General features: G+C 66.7%; 13 protein-coding genes. 11 read left to right on the forward strand and 2 right to left on the reverse strand.

The window, feature by feature from the left end:
- Nucleotides 1-28: 28 nt before the first annotated feature.
- Nucleotides 29-2293 (reverse strand): glycosyltransferase family protein, encoded by a 2265-nt coding sequence (locus GPX89_RS12475; protein WP_328601765.1) that lies wholly within the window; start codon nt 2291-2293, stop codon nt 29-31.
- A gap of 241 nt (nt 2294-2534) precedes the next feature.
- Here GPX89_RS12475 and GPX89_RS12480 point away from each other — a divergent pair, with 241 nt between their 5' ends.
- The 7 genes from GPX89_RS12480 to GPX89_RS12510 all read left to right on the forward strand — a co-directional run bounded on the left by GPX89_RS12480 (nt 2535) and on the right by GPX89_RS12510 (nt 10690).
- Nucleotides 2535-3272 (forward strand): response regulator transcription factor, encoded by a 738-nt coding sequence (locus GPX89_RS12480; protein ID WP_157388177.1) that lies wholly within the window; start codon nt 2535-2537, stop codon nt 3270-3272.
- Entirely contained in the window at nt 3259-4644 is a 1386-nt protein-coding gene (locus GPX89_RS12485) for a sensor histidine kinase (protein WP_157387625.1), read from the forward strand. The genes GPX89_RS12480 and GPX89_RS12485 overlap by 14 nt, the downstream gene beginning before the upstream one ends.
- Before the next feature lie 220 nt (nt 4645-4864).
- Nucleotides 4865-5986 (forward strand): phosphate ABC transporter substrate-binding protein PstS, encoded by a 1122-nt coding sequence (pstS, locus tag GPX89_RS12490; RefSeq protein WP_157387626.1) that lies wholly within the window; start codon nt 4865-4867, stop codon nt 5984-5986.
- A 211-nt stretch (nt 5987-6197) separates the two neighbouring features.
- On the forward strand, nt 6198-7067 hold the full coding sequence (lgt, locus tag GPX89_RS12495; RefSeq protein WP_328601766.1) for a prolipoprotein diacylglyceryl transferase: 870 nt from the start codon (nt 6198-6200) through the stop codon (nt 7065-7067).
- Nucleotides 7068-7351: 284 nt separating this feature from the next.
- A complete protein-coding gene (locus GPX89_RS12500; protein ID WP_157387627.1) occupies nt 7352-7492 on the forward strand; it encodes a hypothetical protein in 141 nt (46 codons plus the stop codon).
- A gap of 277 nt (nt 7493-7769) precedes the next feature.
- Entirely contained in the window at nt 7770-9626 is a 1857-nt protein-coding gene (locus GPX89_RS12505; protein WP_328601860.1) for an MFS transporter, read from the forward strand.
- A 134-nt stretch (nt 9627-9760) separates the two neighbouring features.
- The gene (locus GPX89_RS12510) at nt 9761-10690 is read left to right on the forward strand and encodes a DMT family transporter (protein ID WP_157387629.1); all 930 of its coding nucleotides are present in this window, start codon (nt 9761-9763) and stop codon (nt 10688-10690) included.
- Nucleotides 10691-10929: 239 nt separating this feature from the next.
- Here the strand turns inward: GPX89_RS12510 and GPX89_RS12515 are convergent, their stop codons facing one another.
- A complete protein-coding gene (locus GPX89_RS12515; RefSeq protein ID WP_157387630.1) occupies nt 10930-11190 on the reverse strand; it encodes a metal-sensitive transcriptional regulator in 261 nt (86 codons plus the stop codon).
- A 166-nt stretch (nt 11191-11356) separates the two neighbouring features.
- Between GPX89_RS12515 and GPX89_RS12520 the strand changes: the two genes are divergently transcribed.
- The 4 genes from GPX89_RS12520 to GPX89_RS12535 all read left to right on the forward strand — a co-directional run bounded on the left by GPX89_RS12520 (nt 11357) and on the right by GPX89_RS12535 (nt 15899).
- Nucleotides 11357-13516 (forward strand): MMPL family transporter, encoded by a 2160-nt coding sequence (locus GPX89_RS12520; protein WP_328601767.1) that lies wholly within the window; start codon nt 11357-11359, stop codon nt 13514-13516.
- Between the two features lie 17 nt (nt 13517-13533).
- Nucleotides 13534-13929, forward strand: coding sequence for a carboxymuconolactone decarboxylase family protein (locus tag GPX89_RS12525; protein WP_157387632.1), 396 nt, complete (start codon nt 13534-13536; stop codon nt 13927-13929).
- Between the two features lie 194 nt (nt 13930-14123).
- On the forward strand, nt 14124-14336 hold the full coding sequence (locus GPX89_RS12530; protein WP_198347381.1) for a YgaP family membrane protein: 213 nt from the start codon (nt 14124-14126) through the stop codon (nt 14334-14336).
- A gap of 183 nt (nt 14337-14519) precedes the next feature.
- Complete coding sequence (locus GPX89_RS12535) at nt 14520-15899, forward strand: rhodanese-like domain-containing protein (RefSeq protein ID WP_328601768.1); 1380 nt, start codon at nt 14520-14522, stop codon at nt 15897-15899.
- Nucleotides 15900-15921: the final 22 nt, after the last annotated feature.

Genomic DNA, 15921 nt, shown 5'->3' on the forward strand with positions numbered 1-15921 from the left:
AGCAACGATGACCTTCTTCGAGATTGTGTTACGAATCGAGCGAGTCTGTGACGAGCATGGCGTCGACCAGCGGTTTCTGTTCGACCATGGCGGGCTCCGGCGTCGCGGTGCCGAGGTTGTTCCCGCTCCTGCGTGGTCGTCGGTATGCCCATTGGAGGATGCCGAGTCCGGTCAAGCCGAGCAATGCGGTGGCAATGCCGATTTTCCAGCCGGGTGGCCGCCAGGTGATGACGAGTTCGCCATCGTGGGTTCCTGCCGGGATGTCCACTGCGACAAAGGTTCCGGCAACGGCCTTCACGTCAACGGGCTGTCCGTCGAGGGTGGCGCGATAGCCCGGCCAGGCGAGCCGCGCGAGCACCACACTGCCGCCGTCCGTGGCGCTGACGCGCAGGCGGCTGGTGACGCTGTCTCTGGATTCGGAAGTGGCGGTGGCATTTTCGGTAGCGGCGATGAGGCCGTCGCGCTGTGAGACCGGCCCGCCGTCGCGCTCGAGTACCCAGATGTAGTTCTCGTGCCCGTGGTAGTCGGCCCAATGCCAGCCCGCGGGTGCCGAGTGACCTCGGGCATCGGGGTATTGGGCGCGTTGCAGGACGACGCGGTCGACCTTCATCAGATCGACGAGGGCCTGGCCGGTCGAGGGCTCGGGGGAGAAGGCGCGGCGGTAGGCGTCGGGGCAGGTGCTTCCGTCCCAGCCCATGCACAGCAAGGCGCTGAATGCCGCGTGGCCGATGGGGGTATAGGCGTTGACGTAGCGAAGCTCCATGTTCTTGGCGTAGTTGCCGAACGCCAGCGATCCCCACGCGCCCTGGATGTTCATCTCCCGGGGCTGCACCAGGGCGCGGTCCGCCAATTGCAGTGTGACACCGCCGAAGTCAGGGAACGCGCCGGTCATCTCGGAGCGTCGTTCGGGGAAGTTGTACGACATCGGCGTCTGCGGTGCCCCATATACCTGGGCATAGGCGATCGGGAACATGGTCGCGAGGACGAACGCGCACACCGTGGCAGTGCCGTACCGGCGGGCCAGCCATACCGCCGCCGCTCCGAGTCCGGCGACCACTGCGCTCGCGAGCACATGCCAGACGAGCAGATGCGGTGCGGCGGAGAACGATCGGATGAACAACAGCCCGAGCAGTGCCGCGGCGACTGTGTACCGACGCCGTGAGAACGTGAAATCGCCATGGCGGCTGAGCAATACGCACGCCAGGATGAGCAGCGCGACCGCGACCATCGGCAGTACCCGGGCGGGCCAGCGCAAAGGGCCGATATAGCCGGGCCCGGCGGTCCACAGGAGCACGGCGAGCGCGAAGAACGCGGGTCCGCTGAGGGTGCGGGCGGACTTGGCCGCCGCGCGCCAGTCGATGAACGCGAGTGCCGGGATCAGGAACCACGCGATGTAGACCATCGGCAGCGGTTGGACGTATCCCCACCAGCCGTTGAATGCGGGAACGGTGCTCGGCAGGCTGGCGTTGAGCGACTCCGACCAGGGCACGTCGAGGAACGAATCGTTGTGTATCCGTTCGTTGCCGCGCCAGGTCACCGGTGAGGACAGCACGCTCGGAAGGTAGGTCATCAGTCCCGCGAGCAGCGCGCATATCGCGGTCGCCGCAAGCCTCATCGACGGTTGCCATCGCCGCTGGTGGACGACCTCGCCCGCGATGACGGCGGCGATCATGAGCCCGGATTCGACTGCGGGGAACACGTATTGGACCGAGATCGCCAGATACAAGTAGACGAAGACGGGGATGGGGCCGCCGCGACCACGTGTGTAGCGCACCGATGCCGCCCAGGCGTGCAGCATCCACGCCGTCCCGGCCAGTGAGGTCGCCCAGCTCGCCTCGTCGAAGAACAGGAACCAGCCGGACAAGGGGAAGGCCACCCCGGCCACGGCGGCCCACGGGGCGCGTGCACCGTAGGCGAGGCAGATGCGGAATACGCCGAGCGCGGCGAGGATCGAGTAGACCAGTTTCACCACGGTGACGTAGGCGGCGAGGTTGTCCACCGACGGCGCGATCAGGTCGACCAGCAGCTGGGGCGGGTTGTAGATGCCCGCCTCCTCCATGGTGTAGTTGCCCGACATCCACTCCCAGGGCACCAGGGCCGGGAAGCGACCCTCACGCAGTCGATGGCCGAGCGCAACCCAGAGCGGGCCGTACTGCGCTTCGGTGTCATCGGTGTAGAAGTGCCGGGAATTGGCGGCTAATACCGCGACGTATCCTGCGACGACTCCGAGGCCGGTGACCACACCCCAGAGATTCCGGTACGCGCGGGGCGCGAATGCTGTTCTGGCAATCACGAATTCGGGACCTTACCCGATCATGTCTCGGCGAAGAAGCCCGAGGCGGCTCGGGATGGGCGATGCGTATTTCCCGGGAATGCCGGGTTGCCCGAGTCCGGAACTCTGTAAGCCGGCGTTAGTGCGGCCGTCTCACGAAATTCGTCTCGAACCGAATGATCACATAGCCTGCTCGGCCGCAGGTGCGCAAATTACGGCTCCGGATACGATCGACCACAACCTGAGTGATGAAGGATGGAGCATGAGCGCGAGCCTGATGATCGTTGAGGACGACGACCGGGTCCGCGGTGTGTTACGCCTCGCCATGGAGGACGAAGGTTACGAAGTAACCGAGGCCGGGCAAGCGGAACAGGCGCTCGGGTACCTTCGCGAGCACGGTGCGCCCGACGTCATGATCGTGGACCTGATGCTCGGCGGCATGGACGGATTCGCCTGTATCCGCGAGGTTCGCCGCCACCACGATGTTCCGATCATCGTCGTCAGCGCGCGTGACGACACGCACGACGTGGTCGCGGCGCTCGAGGTCGGCGCCGACGACTACGTGACCAAGCCTTTCGAGATCAAGGAGATCACCGCGCGCATGCGGGCGCTGCGCCGACGGGCCGGGCTGGCTGCCGCGCGTGAGGACGCGAAGCCCGGTGATGAGATCTGCGCCGCCGATGAGGTGGTGCTGGACGCCGATCCGCAGGCGCCACTGATTCTTTCGCCGGAGAAGGGCACGGTCCGGCGCGGTCGCGAGCGGCTCCACCTCACGATCACCGAGTTCCGCCTGTTGTGTGAGCTGGCGGCGGACCCGGGCCACGTGTTGAGCAGGGGGACACTGCTGGAACGGGTCTGGGATCGAGGCTTCTTCGGAGACGAACGCATCGTCGACGTTCATGTGCGCCGTCTGCGCACCAAGATCGAACGGGACCCGTCGAATCCGCGCATCGTCGTGACCGTGCGCAGCCTCGGTTACCGGATCGATGCGCCGCGCTGAACTCCGCGAGTTCCTGCTTCGACGCTGGCCGCAAAGCCTGCGTGGCCGCGTAATTCTCGCCTTCACGGTGAGCTCGGGCCTGGTGGCGCTGGTACTGGCGCTGTCGGTGTACTCCATCGGCCACAGTTATATGGAGAACCAGCGCATGCATTCGGCGAACCGCCTGGCCCGCGCGTACAGCGAGACCCTGCGGCCGCTGTCGGTCCGGTTGGGTACCGAGACCGCGTTGGACGCGATCGACCCGCCCGACGGCACGATCCTGCTGGTACGCCATGACACCGATTGGTACAGCACCGATTCGGCGCTCGGCGCCGCGCAGTTGTTGCCTCCCGATCTGATCGACGACCCCGTCGCCGGAACGGAACGGGTCACGGTCGCCGAGCGTCCATACTTCCGGGTCGGTGTGCGCCTGGGGCAAGGCGGTGACTTGATGTACGAGTTCAGCCCCGTCATCGAACTCGAATCGAACCTGCGAAGGCTGCGCCAGCTGCTCATCGCCAGTGCGCTGGTCGCGACGATGGTGGGAGCCGGTCTGGGCGTATGGGCGAGTCGCAGAGTGCTCAGCCCCCTGCATCAGGTCTCCGGAACCGCGGCGCGCATCGCGTCCGGGGAACTCGGGCTGCGATTGGTGCGCTCACGCGACCGCGACCTCAGCACCACCATCGACGCATTCAACGCCATGGTGGACTCGCTGCAGAAGCGCATCGAGCGGGAGCGCCGCCTGGTGGGCGATGTCAGCCACGAACTGCGGACACCCCTGACGACGCTGATGACCAGTGTCGAGGTGATGAACCGGCACGCCGACGAGCTGCCGCCGCGCTCACGCCGGGCGCTCGACTTCCTCAGCGCCGAACTGGAGCATCTGCGCCGACTGCTCGATGACATGTTGGAGCTGGCCCGCCTGGAGGCCGGGGTGCATCGCGGGGACACCGAACTGCTGTCCGCAGGCGAACTGATGACACACACCCTGGCAGGGCGCGCCTATGCGCCGGAGCTGCTGAGCATTTCGGCCGAAGTCACTATTCGAGGCCGGAAACTCGAGCTGGAAAGAGCGGTCGGGAACCTGCTCGACAACGCGGACCGCCACGGCGGCGGCGTGGTGGGGGTGAGCGTCGCACGGGATGAGTCGGACGTCGTGATCACCGTCGACGATGCCGGTCCCGGTGTCCCGCCCGCCGAGCGGGAACGCATCTTCGAACGCTTCGCGACGGCGCCGACCGTCCGCGGTTCGGATGCCGGCAGTGGTATCGGGCTGGCGCTGGTCACCGAAACGGTCGCCGCCCACGGCGGCAGAGTCGAATACCAGGATCGTCCGGGCGGAGGAGCGCGCTTCACGATTCGATTGCCGCGCATAGCTTCAGGCGTTGCTTGATGCGCAGCCGTCGATAATCGCGACGATTATTTGGTCGTCAGGGAAGAAGCCGGGCTCCGGCCGCAATTTTCGTCACACGATTGCAAGAATCGTCATAATCGTAATATTTCGATCGTTCGGGCAGCGGTCGTAATGTTCACCGCCGCGTCATCCGAGTGAGTGTTCGTGGCAACCGGGCGACTCTAATTTCGCTCCGGCGAAACAATCCCTGGAGGAATCGATGAATTTCAAGCGCGGCAGCGCTCTGCTCGGCGTCCTGGCCGCTGCGGGCGCCTTGACCCTCAGCGCGTGCGGCAGTGACAACAACACCGTCTCGGGTCCTTCGGGGAGCTCAGTGGCGAAGATGGACGTCGGCTGCGGCGGCAAGAAGTCGCTCAAGGCCAGCGGTTCCTCCGCGCAGAAGAACGCGATGGACCGCTTCATGGCCGCCTACGAGCAGAACTGTGACGGCTATCGGCTGGACTACACCTCCAGCGGCTCCGGCGCGGGAGTGAACGAATTCAGCGGTGGCCAAACCGATTTCGGCGGCTCGGACTCCCCCTTGGACCCGAAGAAGGGGGAGACCGACAAGGCCTCCAAGCGCTGCGGAGCGCCCGCGTGGGACCTGCCGACCGTGTTCGGTCCGATCGCGATCACCTTCAACCTCGGTGATGTCAAGGACCTGGTGCTCGACGGCCCGACCGCGGCCAAGATCTTCAACGGCACCATCAAGAAGTGGGACGACCCGGCGATCAAGGCCCTGAACGCGGGCACGAACCTGCCCGCGGACGACATCCACGTGATCTTCCGCAGTGACGAATCGGGCACGTCCGACAACTTCCAGCTCTACCTCGACGCCGCCTCCAACGGCGCGTGGGGCAAGGGCGCCGGCAAGACCTTCGCAGGCGGTGTCGGCGAGGGCGCCAAGGGCAACGAGGGCACCTCGGCCGCGATCAAGGCTTCGAAGGGCACGATCACCTACAACGAATGGTCCTTCGCCAAGGCGCAGAACCTGAACATGGCCAAGATCGTCACCTCGGCGGGCCCGACTCCGGTCGCGCTGACCGTGGACTCGGCGCAGAAGGCCGTCGCGGGCGTGAAGGTCAAAGGCGAGGGCAACGATCTGGTGCTCGACACCAGCTCGTTCTACAAGCCCACCACCGCGGGCGCCTACCCGATCATGCTCGCCACCTACGAGCTGGTCTGCTCGAAGTACAGCGACACCGACACCGCCAAGGCCGTCAAGGCGTTCATGACCTCGGCGATCGGCAACGGCCAGAACGGTCTCGACGAAAATGGCTACATCCCGATCCCGGATGCGTTCAAGACCAAGCTGACCGCCGCGATCAACGCCATCTCCTGAGTCACCATCGGTAGATCGGCGTGCATGCGTGCCTGAGGCTCTGCCCGGCCTCAGGCACGCATGGCCTCAGCCGCTGCATGTCCGGGTGCGAGGTTCAGTGCCCCCAGCGTGGGCCGCAGGTGCCGAACAGGTGGCGATGCGGTCGCCGTAGTGTCACCGGGGCAACGGTCCGCGATTCATTCGGGCGTGTGCGAGTGAAAGATGGTCGACCGTGGGGAATGAGCTGATGATTCTGGCCTATCTGCCGAGCCCGGCACGTGGAGTGTGGTGGCTCGGGCCCTTCCCGATCCGCGCGTACGCGCTGTGCATCATCACAGGGATCGTCGTGGCCATCTGGCTGACCCGCCGCCGCTGGGCCGCGCGGGGCGGCGATCCGGAGGACATCCTCGATATCGCGCTCTGGGTGGTCCCGTTCGGTGTCATCGGGGGTCGCCTCTACCACGTGATCACCGATCCTGAACTGTATTTCGGGCCAGGTCGTGACCCGGTGAAGGCGTTCGCCATCTGGGACGGCGGGCTCGGGATCTGGGGTGCGGTCGTGCTCGGCGGCATCGGGGCCTGGATCGCCTGCCGCCGGCGGGGGATCGATGTGTGGGACCTCGGCGACGCGATCGCGCCCGGACTCGCCTTGGCACAGGCCATCGGCCGATGGGGCAACTACTTCAACCAGGAACTGTTCGGCGGCCCAAGCGGATTGCCCTGGGCCTTGCGTATCGACGAAGCGCATCGACCGGCCGACACCGCCTCGATCGCCCTGTACCACCCGACGTTCCTTTACGAATCCCTGTGGGACATCGGCGTCGCGGTGTTCTTGTTGTGGATCGACAAGCGCCGCAAGCTTTCCCGAGGCCGACTCTGCGCGATCTACGTGGCCGCGTACACCGTCGGCCGCGCCGGAGTGGAAGCATTGCGGGTCGACCACGCGAACCATTTCCTGGGCCTGCGGCTCAACGACTGGACCGCACTGATCGTGTTCCTCGTTGCTCTGGCCTTTCTGCTGCGCCCCTCGCAGAAGCGGCGACCTGCCGAGGACACTGCTGCCGGGGAGCAGCTTTCGCCCGTCGAGACCGAATCGCACTGAATTCGACCCAATTGTCCGAATGTCGGGCGTGTCGCACGTCCGGGTCTCCCATCCGTCCGCGATGTCGTTGGCAGGCAACCGATTTCGACACCCGATGAGGCGCCCATCAGCGCCACGCCGGGTTTGCCGGTACCAACTCGGAAGCGCTACGTTGCGTGGCGTAATACCCGTTTTCATCAAGGTGCGCCTGCTCTACCTGGTTTCCATCGTGATCGCCGCGCTGTGGCGATCGTCGCGGCCGTGCACGGCCGTGTCATTCGGAGTGGCCGACAGAAGAGGTGAACATGCAGAACTACGCGCAGAACCTCGGAACGATCGGATACGACATGTTGTCGATCGGGCAAGGGATGGTCTCGATGCTCTCCGACCTCATGAGCATGGGAGGCACCGGTGGCACCGGTGCCGGTCAGTATCCGCTCAACTGATCGATAACCGCTGGCCCGGGTGCATGTCGAAGCCATCGGCATGCACCGCCCGCCGCCGTGGTCGGAGAACAAACGGTTAACTTCTGTTAGAGAACAAGTTCTGTCCGATGAATCGCGAGCACGCTGTCTCTGACCGTCACCTCAACGAGAAGTTGTTCTGTTTTAGAATATACTTGCGTTGTTGGTATGTGCTCGGAGGTTTCTGGTGTTCGTGGAGTCGGCTCGTCCTCGGATCGTTCGTGAGCATCCGAACGCCGGCTGGTTCGCGGTCGGAGCGGTGTGTCTGGGTGCGTTCATGGGCCAGCTCGACGCCAGCATCGTGACCTTGACCTTCCCTGCGGTGCAGCGGGAATTCGGGATGTCGTTGGCCGGGGTGCAGTGGGTGTCGTTGGCGTACTTGCTCACCGTCGTCGGTTTGGTCGTCTCGGCGGGGCGGGTGGCGGATGCGGTGGGCCGCAAATTCGTCTATCTCCAGGGCTTCGTGGTGTTCACCCTGGCTTCGGCGGCGTGCGCGCTCGCGCCCGGACTGGGATGGCTGATCGGGTTCCGGGTGGTCCAGGCCGTGGGCGCGGCAATGCTGCAGGCCAACAGCGTGGCGCTGGTGGTGACCAGTGTGCCGCCGCAACGGATGCGGGCCGCACTCGGCGTGCAGGCCGGGGCGCAGGCGCTGGGGTTGGCGTTGGGACCGGCCCTCGGCGGCATGCTGGTGGCCTCGGCCGGTTGGCGCTGGGTCTACGGGGTCAACGTTCCGATCGGGTTGCTGGCGTTGGCGATCGGCCGCTACCTGTTGCCCCGGACCCGCGAACGCAATGCTATGGAGCAATTCGACTGGCGCGGACTACTTTTGATGATCGGCAGCACGACCGGTGCGCTGGTCGCGGTGTCGGCTGTCTCGGGTTTGCCGCTCCCGGCGTGGGCCGCGATAACGGCGATGGTTCTCGCAGCGGCGTGTGCGACCGGTGCGGTCCGATGGGCGCGGCGCGCCCCTGAACCGCTCGTCGATCCGGCGCTACTGCGACCGCCGACGGTATCGGCCGGTCTGATCGGGGCGTTCGCGGCCTACCTGGTGCTGTTCGGCCCGCTGGCGCTGTTCCCGCAACTGCGCGGCGCGACACCGGCTACGACCGGTCTGGTGCTGACCGCATTGCCGGCAGGCTTCGCGGTCGCCGCCGTTGTCGGGACGCGGCTGCTCCCACGTCATTGGGGCGGTCGCCGCCGCGAACGACTGGGAGCAGTCGTCGTGATGACAGCACTTGCCGCGCTTGTCATTTCACCCGCTGCGCCATGGTGGTCCTTCGCCTGCCTCGGCGTGCTCGGTCTAGGGCTCGGGGTGTTCATTCCCAGCAACAACGCGGGCATCATGAGCGCCATCCCCTCGGGACGATCGGGAACCAGTGGCGGGCTGGTGAATATGAGCCGCGGGCTGGGAACCGCCGGTGGCGTCGCCGTGGTCACCTTGGCACTGCATCTGGGCAGGCACGCCGAAAGCGCGTCGGCCGCACCACGGATCGCCCTGCTGGGGCTGCTCGCCTTCGCGGTCCTGGCTGCGGGGACCACCTTCGTGCACGGTAGGGCAGAATTCCAGGGATCATCCGAGCGTGAGGAGTCGTCGATGACCGCATCCGCCGCCGGACCGCTACCCGCGTTGGTAGCGCGACCGGACGAGAGCGCGCTCGCGGAGGCCATCGCCTGCCTGCGACGCGCCATGCGGCGCGCCGCCCGCGCCACCGATCCGGCCAATACCCTCTCGGTCGCCCAACTGGAGTTGCTCTCCTGTGTGTCCGAGCATCCCGGGATCAGGCCGGGGCAGCTGGCCCGCCAGTTGCGCCTGGCTCCGAACTCGGTCACCACGCTGGTCAACGGTCTGGTCGGACAAGACATGATCGTTCGCGGTTCGGGGGAAGCAGGGGAGGATCGCCGCGCGGTCACCTTGACCTTGACCGCGGCCGGGCACGAAGCGGTGCGCTCGTGGCAGGCCACCAACACCGATATTCTGCGGGCCGCCTTGGCGGACCTGCACCCCGGATGGCAGCACTTGCTCGGTGCCGCTATGCCTGCGCTCGAGGAGCTGACCCGGGCGATCGACACCCGGGCCGACTCGCCTGCGCAGTCGAGTTCGCCCGCGCACGCCTGAGTCTCCGGATCCTTCGCGGTCGCGGCGGGTCATCGTCAAATTCTGCCCGAGCGGACAATCCGACCGGTAGGCTCGCGATGTCGATTACTTCGCATTTGTCTGTGCGGCGGAATGATTGCCGCTGATCGGGATGGTTGAGTACCGGGTTTGTCGAGGACTCCGGAGGAACCGTGCTCGGTGTGGTGCTCGCGTCGACCATGTGGGGTTTGTCGTCGGTCTTCATGAAAGTGGCGCTACCGGGCATGCCGCCCTTCGGGGTCGCGTTCGCTCGGGTGCTGCTGTCCGGATTGGTCCTCGCGCCGGCCGCGGTGCTGCGCGCACGCGGCAAGCCCGCGCCTGAAATACCGGTATCCGGTGGGCGGGAGCGTACGCATCTGGCCGTCCTGGCGCTGACCACGGTGGCACTGCCGTTCTGCCTGACCGCTTGGGCGCAGCAACACGTCGAAGCGTCCCTGTCGGCCGTGCTGCACGCAACGGTCCCACTGTGGACCCTCGGCTTCGCGGTCCTCATGCTCGGCCAGCGGCCCGGCGGGCGGCAACTCGGGGCCGTCGCGGTCGGGCTGCTCGGCGTCGCCGTGCTCGCGGGCCTCGGCTCGCACGGCCTGACCGGCTGCTCATGGGGTGGCTGCCTGGCCGTGCTCGCCGCGTCCGCCTGCTACGGGTTCGGCTGGACATATATGCGCCGCAACCTGTCTCACCGCCAGCCGCTGTATATCGCGGCCGTGATCCAGGTCGGCGCGATCCTGGTGCTGGCACCGCTGGCGGCCGCTACCACCGATACCGGGCATGTGGAACTGACCCCGGTACGCATCGCGAGCCTGCTAGCGCTCGGCGTGATCAGTACTGCTGGAGCGGAATTGCTGAACTACCGCAATGTTGCCCGGCTGGGCCCCACCACCGCCGCCCTGACCGCGTACCTGATTCCGGTCGTGGGCATCTCTGCGGGCATTTTCATCCTCGACGAGCCGCTGACCGCGCGACTGCTGATCGGTGCTGCGATCGTGCTCGGCTCGGTGGGACTCGCGGTGCAGCGGCATCAGGAGCGGCAACCGTCAGTGAATTGATCTCCGAGAACCAGCGGACGGCCGCGTTCAGGCGAGCTCCGAGGTGTCTTCGGTCAAATCGGATTCGCTGGTCACTTGGTTGCACTGTCATCGCCAGCCCTTCGTCGATTGCTGGACGGAGCCGATGGCCGTTGGGGTATCGAGAGTTCTGTCGAGCAGTGGCGGATTGCCCCCGCCCACCGCGCAGCGGAGGTGCAGCCTCAGCGCAGGCGTGACAAGGGCTTTCGGGCCACTGTGACTCATGCCAGGGCGAGGAACAGTTTCTCGAGCTTCTTGGTGTCGACGCTGTCCGGGCCCTCGTGCGTCAAGCAGTGCTGCAGGCCGGTGGCCACGAGTGCGTAGCCGCTGCGGCTGATCGCCTTGTTGACCGCGGCGAGCTGAGTGAGGATGTCCTCGCATTCCGCGCCGTCCTCCATCATGCGAATGACCGAGGCCAGGTGTCCGTGCGCCCGCTTCATCCGGGTGATCACGGCCTTCATTTCGTCGTGCTCGAGTTGCATCGCTCTTCTCCTTCGCTGGACGACGCCGGGCCGACGCTGCGAGAACCCTATCGGTCACCCGCGTGGCGCGGTCTGCGTCACTACCCAATGTACATCCCCCTGGGGGGATGCTACCGTCGTGATCTCATCCCCCCGGGGGGATGCAACCATCGAGAGGAGGCACCGCGTGGCGCAGCAAGTCAGCGAGACCGAGGAACCGACGCATGTGTCAGCATTCCGGCCCGGTCCCTTGGGGCGATTGGGCATCTGGGTGATCGAGCACCGCCGGCTGGTCGCCGCGGTGTGGGTGCTGGTGGTCGTCGTGCTGGGGGCGTTCGCGCCGTTCGTGGAGAAGAACCTGTCCGGCGCGGGCTGGCAGGCCGACGGATCGCAGTCGGTCGCGGTGCGCAATCTGGCGCAGGAACACTTCGGCGGCAATGCCAGTCACGCCATTCAGGTGGTCGTGCATAGCACCGACGGCACCCTCGACAGCGGTGACGGTCCAGCGGTCCTCTCCGAGGTGACCGCCGTCCTGAAGGGGGAACCGAGGCTGGCGGAGGTGATTCCGCCCATGCCCGGCGCGAGCCTGTCCCAAGACCACAAGACCGCCGTCGTCCTCGCGGGCGCCGGTGTCGACACCAACGAAATGGTGCGCGTGGCAACCGATCTGAAGGGCAAGCTGCAGGCGTTGTCGACGCCGACGGTGCGGGTGAACCCGACCGGATCCTCACTGCTGTGGTCCGATTTCAACGACGCCAACTTGAAGGCGATGATGAAGTCGGAGATGTTCTCCTGGCCGGTGACCATGGCGATCCTGGTGCTCGCCTTCGGCGCGCTGGTCGCCGCCGGTCTGCCGTTGCTGCTGACCCTGGCCGGGCTGGTGGCCTCGGCGGGATCGCTGGTGCTGATCAATCACTTTGTGCCGGTGTCGATCTGGGCGATGAACTTCGCGATGATGTTCTCCTTGGCCCTGGGCATCGACTATGCGCTGTTCCTGGTGGTCCGATACCGCGCCGCACGGATGGGACAGCACGAATCGGGTCGCGAGGCGGTCGCCGAGACCATGGACACCGCGGGCAAGGCGGTGCTGCTGTCGGGCGCGACCGTGCTGGTGTCGCTGTCCGCGGTGATGCTGGTGCCGTCACCGTCGTTCCGCTCGATGGCCGGTGGCATCATGCTCTCGGTCCTGTTCGTCCTCGCCGCCACGCTGACCCTGCTGCCGGTGGTGCTGTTCAAACTCGACGACAAGATCAATCGGCTGTCGCTGCCCTGGGTTCACGCCGGCGAACATCGCTCGCCCGCGTTCGCGAAATGGGGTGAGCGCCTGTGGCGTCGGCCGTTGGTGTGGGGCCTGGGCGCACTGGTCGTGCTGATCGCGCTGGCGGTGCCGATCGTCGGTTTGAAGACCGCGATGCCCTCGATCAAGGTGCTGCCCGCGGACTCGAGCGCCCGCATCGGCTACAACCAGGTGCAGGCCGCCTTCGGTGACGGCGCGCCCGGCATGCTCCAGATCGTCACTCGCGCAGGCGATGCCGACGCCGCCGGTCGCGTGCTGGCCGCCGATCCGGGTATCGCCGCCGCGTTGCCGCCCGCGTCGCCCGCGGACGGCAGCGACTACCGGCTGATTCAAGCCGTCCCGAAGGTCGACCCCTCCGATCCGGCGCTCGCCGCCACCGTGGACCGGCTCCGCGCCGACCTACCGTCGTCCGCGCGGGTCGGTGGCGCGGCCGTGGAGAACATCGACCTGGCCGACCAGTTGCACCGTTCCACCCCGCTGGTCATCGGTGTGGTCATGGTGCTCGGCTTCGCGCTGCTGCTGGTCGCGTTGCAGGCCCCGCTCATCTCGCTGCTGGGCACCCTGGCCAGTCTGCTGTCCACGGCCGCGGCGTTCGGTGTGGCCCGGCTGGTGTTCCAGAACGGTATCGGCTCGGGCTTGCTGGGCTTCGAGCATCAGGGCTTCCTCGACGCGTGGGCGCCGGTGTTCTTCTTCGCGATGATCTTCGCGATCGCCATGGACTACACCGTCTTCCTGCTGGCCTCGGCCAAGGAGCACTGGGAGAAGTCCGGCGACCCCCGCGAAGCCATGATCGGCGCCGTCGCGCATTCCGGGCGGGTGATCTTCGCAGCCGGCGGGGTTATGGTGGCGGTGTTCTTCACCTTCGCGTTGTCGGGACCGTTGCCGCCCAAGGAAATGGGCGTCATCCTCGGCGTCGCCGTTCTGCTCGACGCCTTCCTCGTCCGGCTGGTCCTGCTGCCGGTCATGCTGCGCCTGGCGGGCCGCGCCGCCTGGGCCACGCCCGCGTGGCTGCGCCGAATCCTGCCGAATATCACCTTCTCGCACGGCTGAACCGAAAGGGTAGACCGATGACATCGACCGACGAGACCACGCATTCCTCCCGCCACGGCAAGGAGGTGCTGCGCGAGCTGTCTCCCCAGCATCGCGAGCTGCGTCGCGCGATTCCCGAGGTGTACAAGGGATTCGGCGAACTCAGCAAGGCGGCCTTCGAGCCGGGCGCCCTCGACCGCAGGACCAAGGAGCTGATCGCTTTCGCGATCGGCGTGGTCGAGGGCTGTGACGGCTGCATCGCCTCGCACGGGCAGGCCGCCGCCCGCGCCGGCGCCACCCGGCAGGAAGCCGCCGAGGCCATCGGCGTCACCTTCCTCATGCACGGCGGACCCGCCACCATCCACGGCGCCCGCGCCTACGAGGCGTTCTGCGAATTCGCCGATGCCGTCGATGCGGGCGACACCAAGTCCTGATCACCGACCGTAAAGGAGTTCATTCATGTGCCGAGCCGCCCGCTGCCGAACCTGCGGCCTCACCACCTGGTCCGGTTGTGGCCAGCACATCGCTCAGGTCCGGGCGACGGTCCCGGCCGACCGATGGTGCTCTGGCCATCCCGATGCCGAGCGCGGCGGCTGGCTGCGCCGCATTCTCGGAAGGTAGGAATGCGATGTCGCGACTGAACATCGATCGAGCCGTGCTCGCCGTGGCCGGAACCGTCACCCTGCTCGGCGTCGTGCTGGCGGTAGCGGTCTCGCCCTGGTTCCTGCTGCTCACCGCCTTCGCGGGAGTCAATCAGCTCCAGGCCAGCCTCACCGGATTCTGTCCGGCCGCCATTCTCCTACGCAGACTTGGCGTTCCACGAGGCTGCGCGTTCGAGTAACCGCCGTCGCCACCACCCCCTGCCCGTACCGGGCAGGGGGTTTTCTCGTTTCGGAGCGGGTCCTCGGCGCGATAGTGGCGATTGTCACCGGGTATACCCCCTAGGGTATTTGCATACCCCCGGGGGTATGTGTCACCCTGGAGGCATCGCAGGTGAAAGGACCTGCCATCGAAGGACAGAGCAGTGATTCTCGAGCAGTACTACATCGAATGCCTTTCCCACGCCTCCTATTTGATCGGCGACCCGCGCAGCGGCCGTGCCGTGGTGGTGGATCCACGCCGTGACATCACCGACTACCTCGACGACGCCCGGCGTTTCGGGCTGACCATCGAAGGCGTCGTCAACACCCACTTCCACGCCGACTTCGTCTCCGGCCACCTCGAGCTGCTCGACGCGACCGGCGCCTGGATCGGCTTCGGCGCCGACGCCGAAACCGACTACCCGATCCGGCGGCTCGCGCACGGTGAGCGGGTGAGCCTGGGCGACGTCGACCTCGAGGTGCTGGCGACGCCCGGGCACACCTGGGAGTCGATCAGCCTGCTCGTTCGCGAGCGTGCCGACGCCGAACCGGTGGCGGTGCTCACCGGAGATTCGCTGTTCATCGGCGACGTCGGCCGCCCCGATCTGGTGAATCTCGGCCCCGGCAGCAGCACCGATCTGGCACGCGCGATGTACCACTCGATCCACCAGGTGCTGCTCACCTTGCCGGACACGGTGACAGTGCTGCCCGCGCACGGCGCCGGATCCTCGTGCGGCAAGAACCTGTCCACGGAGCTGAGCTCCACCATCGGCGAACAACGCCGCACCAATCCGTCGGTGCAGCCGATGAGCGAGGACGCGTTCGTCGCGCTGATCACCACCGACCAGCCGGCGGCGCCGGGCTACTTCTATGTCGATGCGGCGCTGAACAAGTCGCTGCATCCGGTGCTGGACCCGAATCGGCGTATCCCGGAGTTGACCATCGAGCAGCTGCGCGCCGAACTCGCCGCGGCGACCCGGGTGATCGACGCTCGCGCACCCGAGGACTTCGCCGTCGCGCATCTGCGGGGTTCGGTCAACGTGGGGTTCGACGGACGTTTCGCCGAGACCGGCGGCATCGTCGCCGATATCGGTGACCGCCTGGCCCTGATCGCCTACCCCGGCGACGAACAGGCTGCCGCCCTGCGGCTTTCGCGCATCGGCTCGGACGCGGTGATCGGATACTTCACCGTCGACGCCGCTACCGGCTTCCCCGCCGAACTGGCGGACCTGGTGCGGACCGCGCCGCGCACCGACGCCGCCGAGCTCGACCGGCTCGTCGCCGACAACGCGGTCGCCCTGATCGACATCCGAAACCCCGCCGAGCACGAATCCGGTGTCATCCCCGCCGCGATCTCGATCCCTTTGGCGCAGTTGCGGTCTCGCCTCGACGAACTGCCGATCGATCGCCCGATCATCGTGCATTGTGCGGGTGGCTGGCGCTCCAGCGTCGCCGCCTCGATGCTGCGGGCCGAGGGCTTCGATCGCGTCAGCGATCTGCGCGGCGGCTACCGAGCATGGGCAGAACGGCGAACCGTGGCGTGAGGACGTATCCGAGAGTGCCCGC

It is taken from the genome of Nocardia terrae, assembly GCF_009760405.1.
Taxonomy (GTDB): Bacteria; Actinomycetota; Actinomycetes; order Mycobacteriales; family Mycobacteriaceae; genus Nocardia; species Nocardia terrae.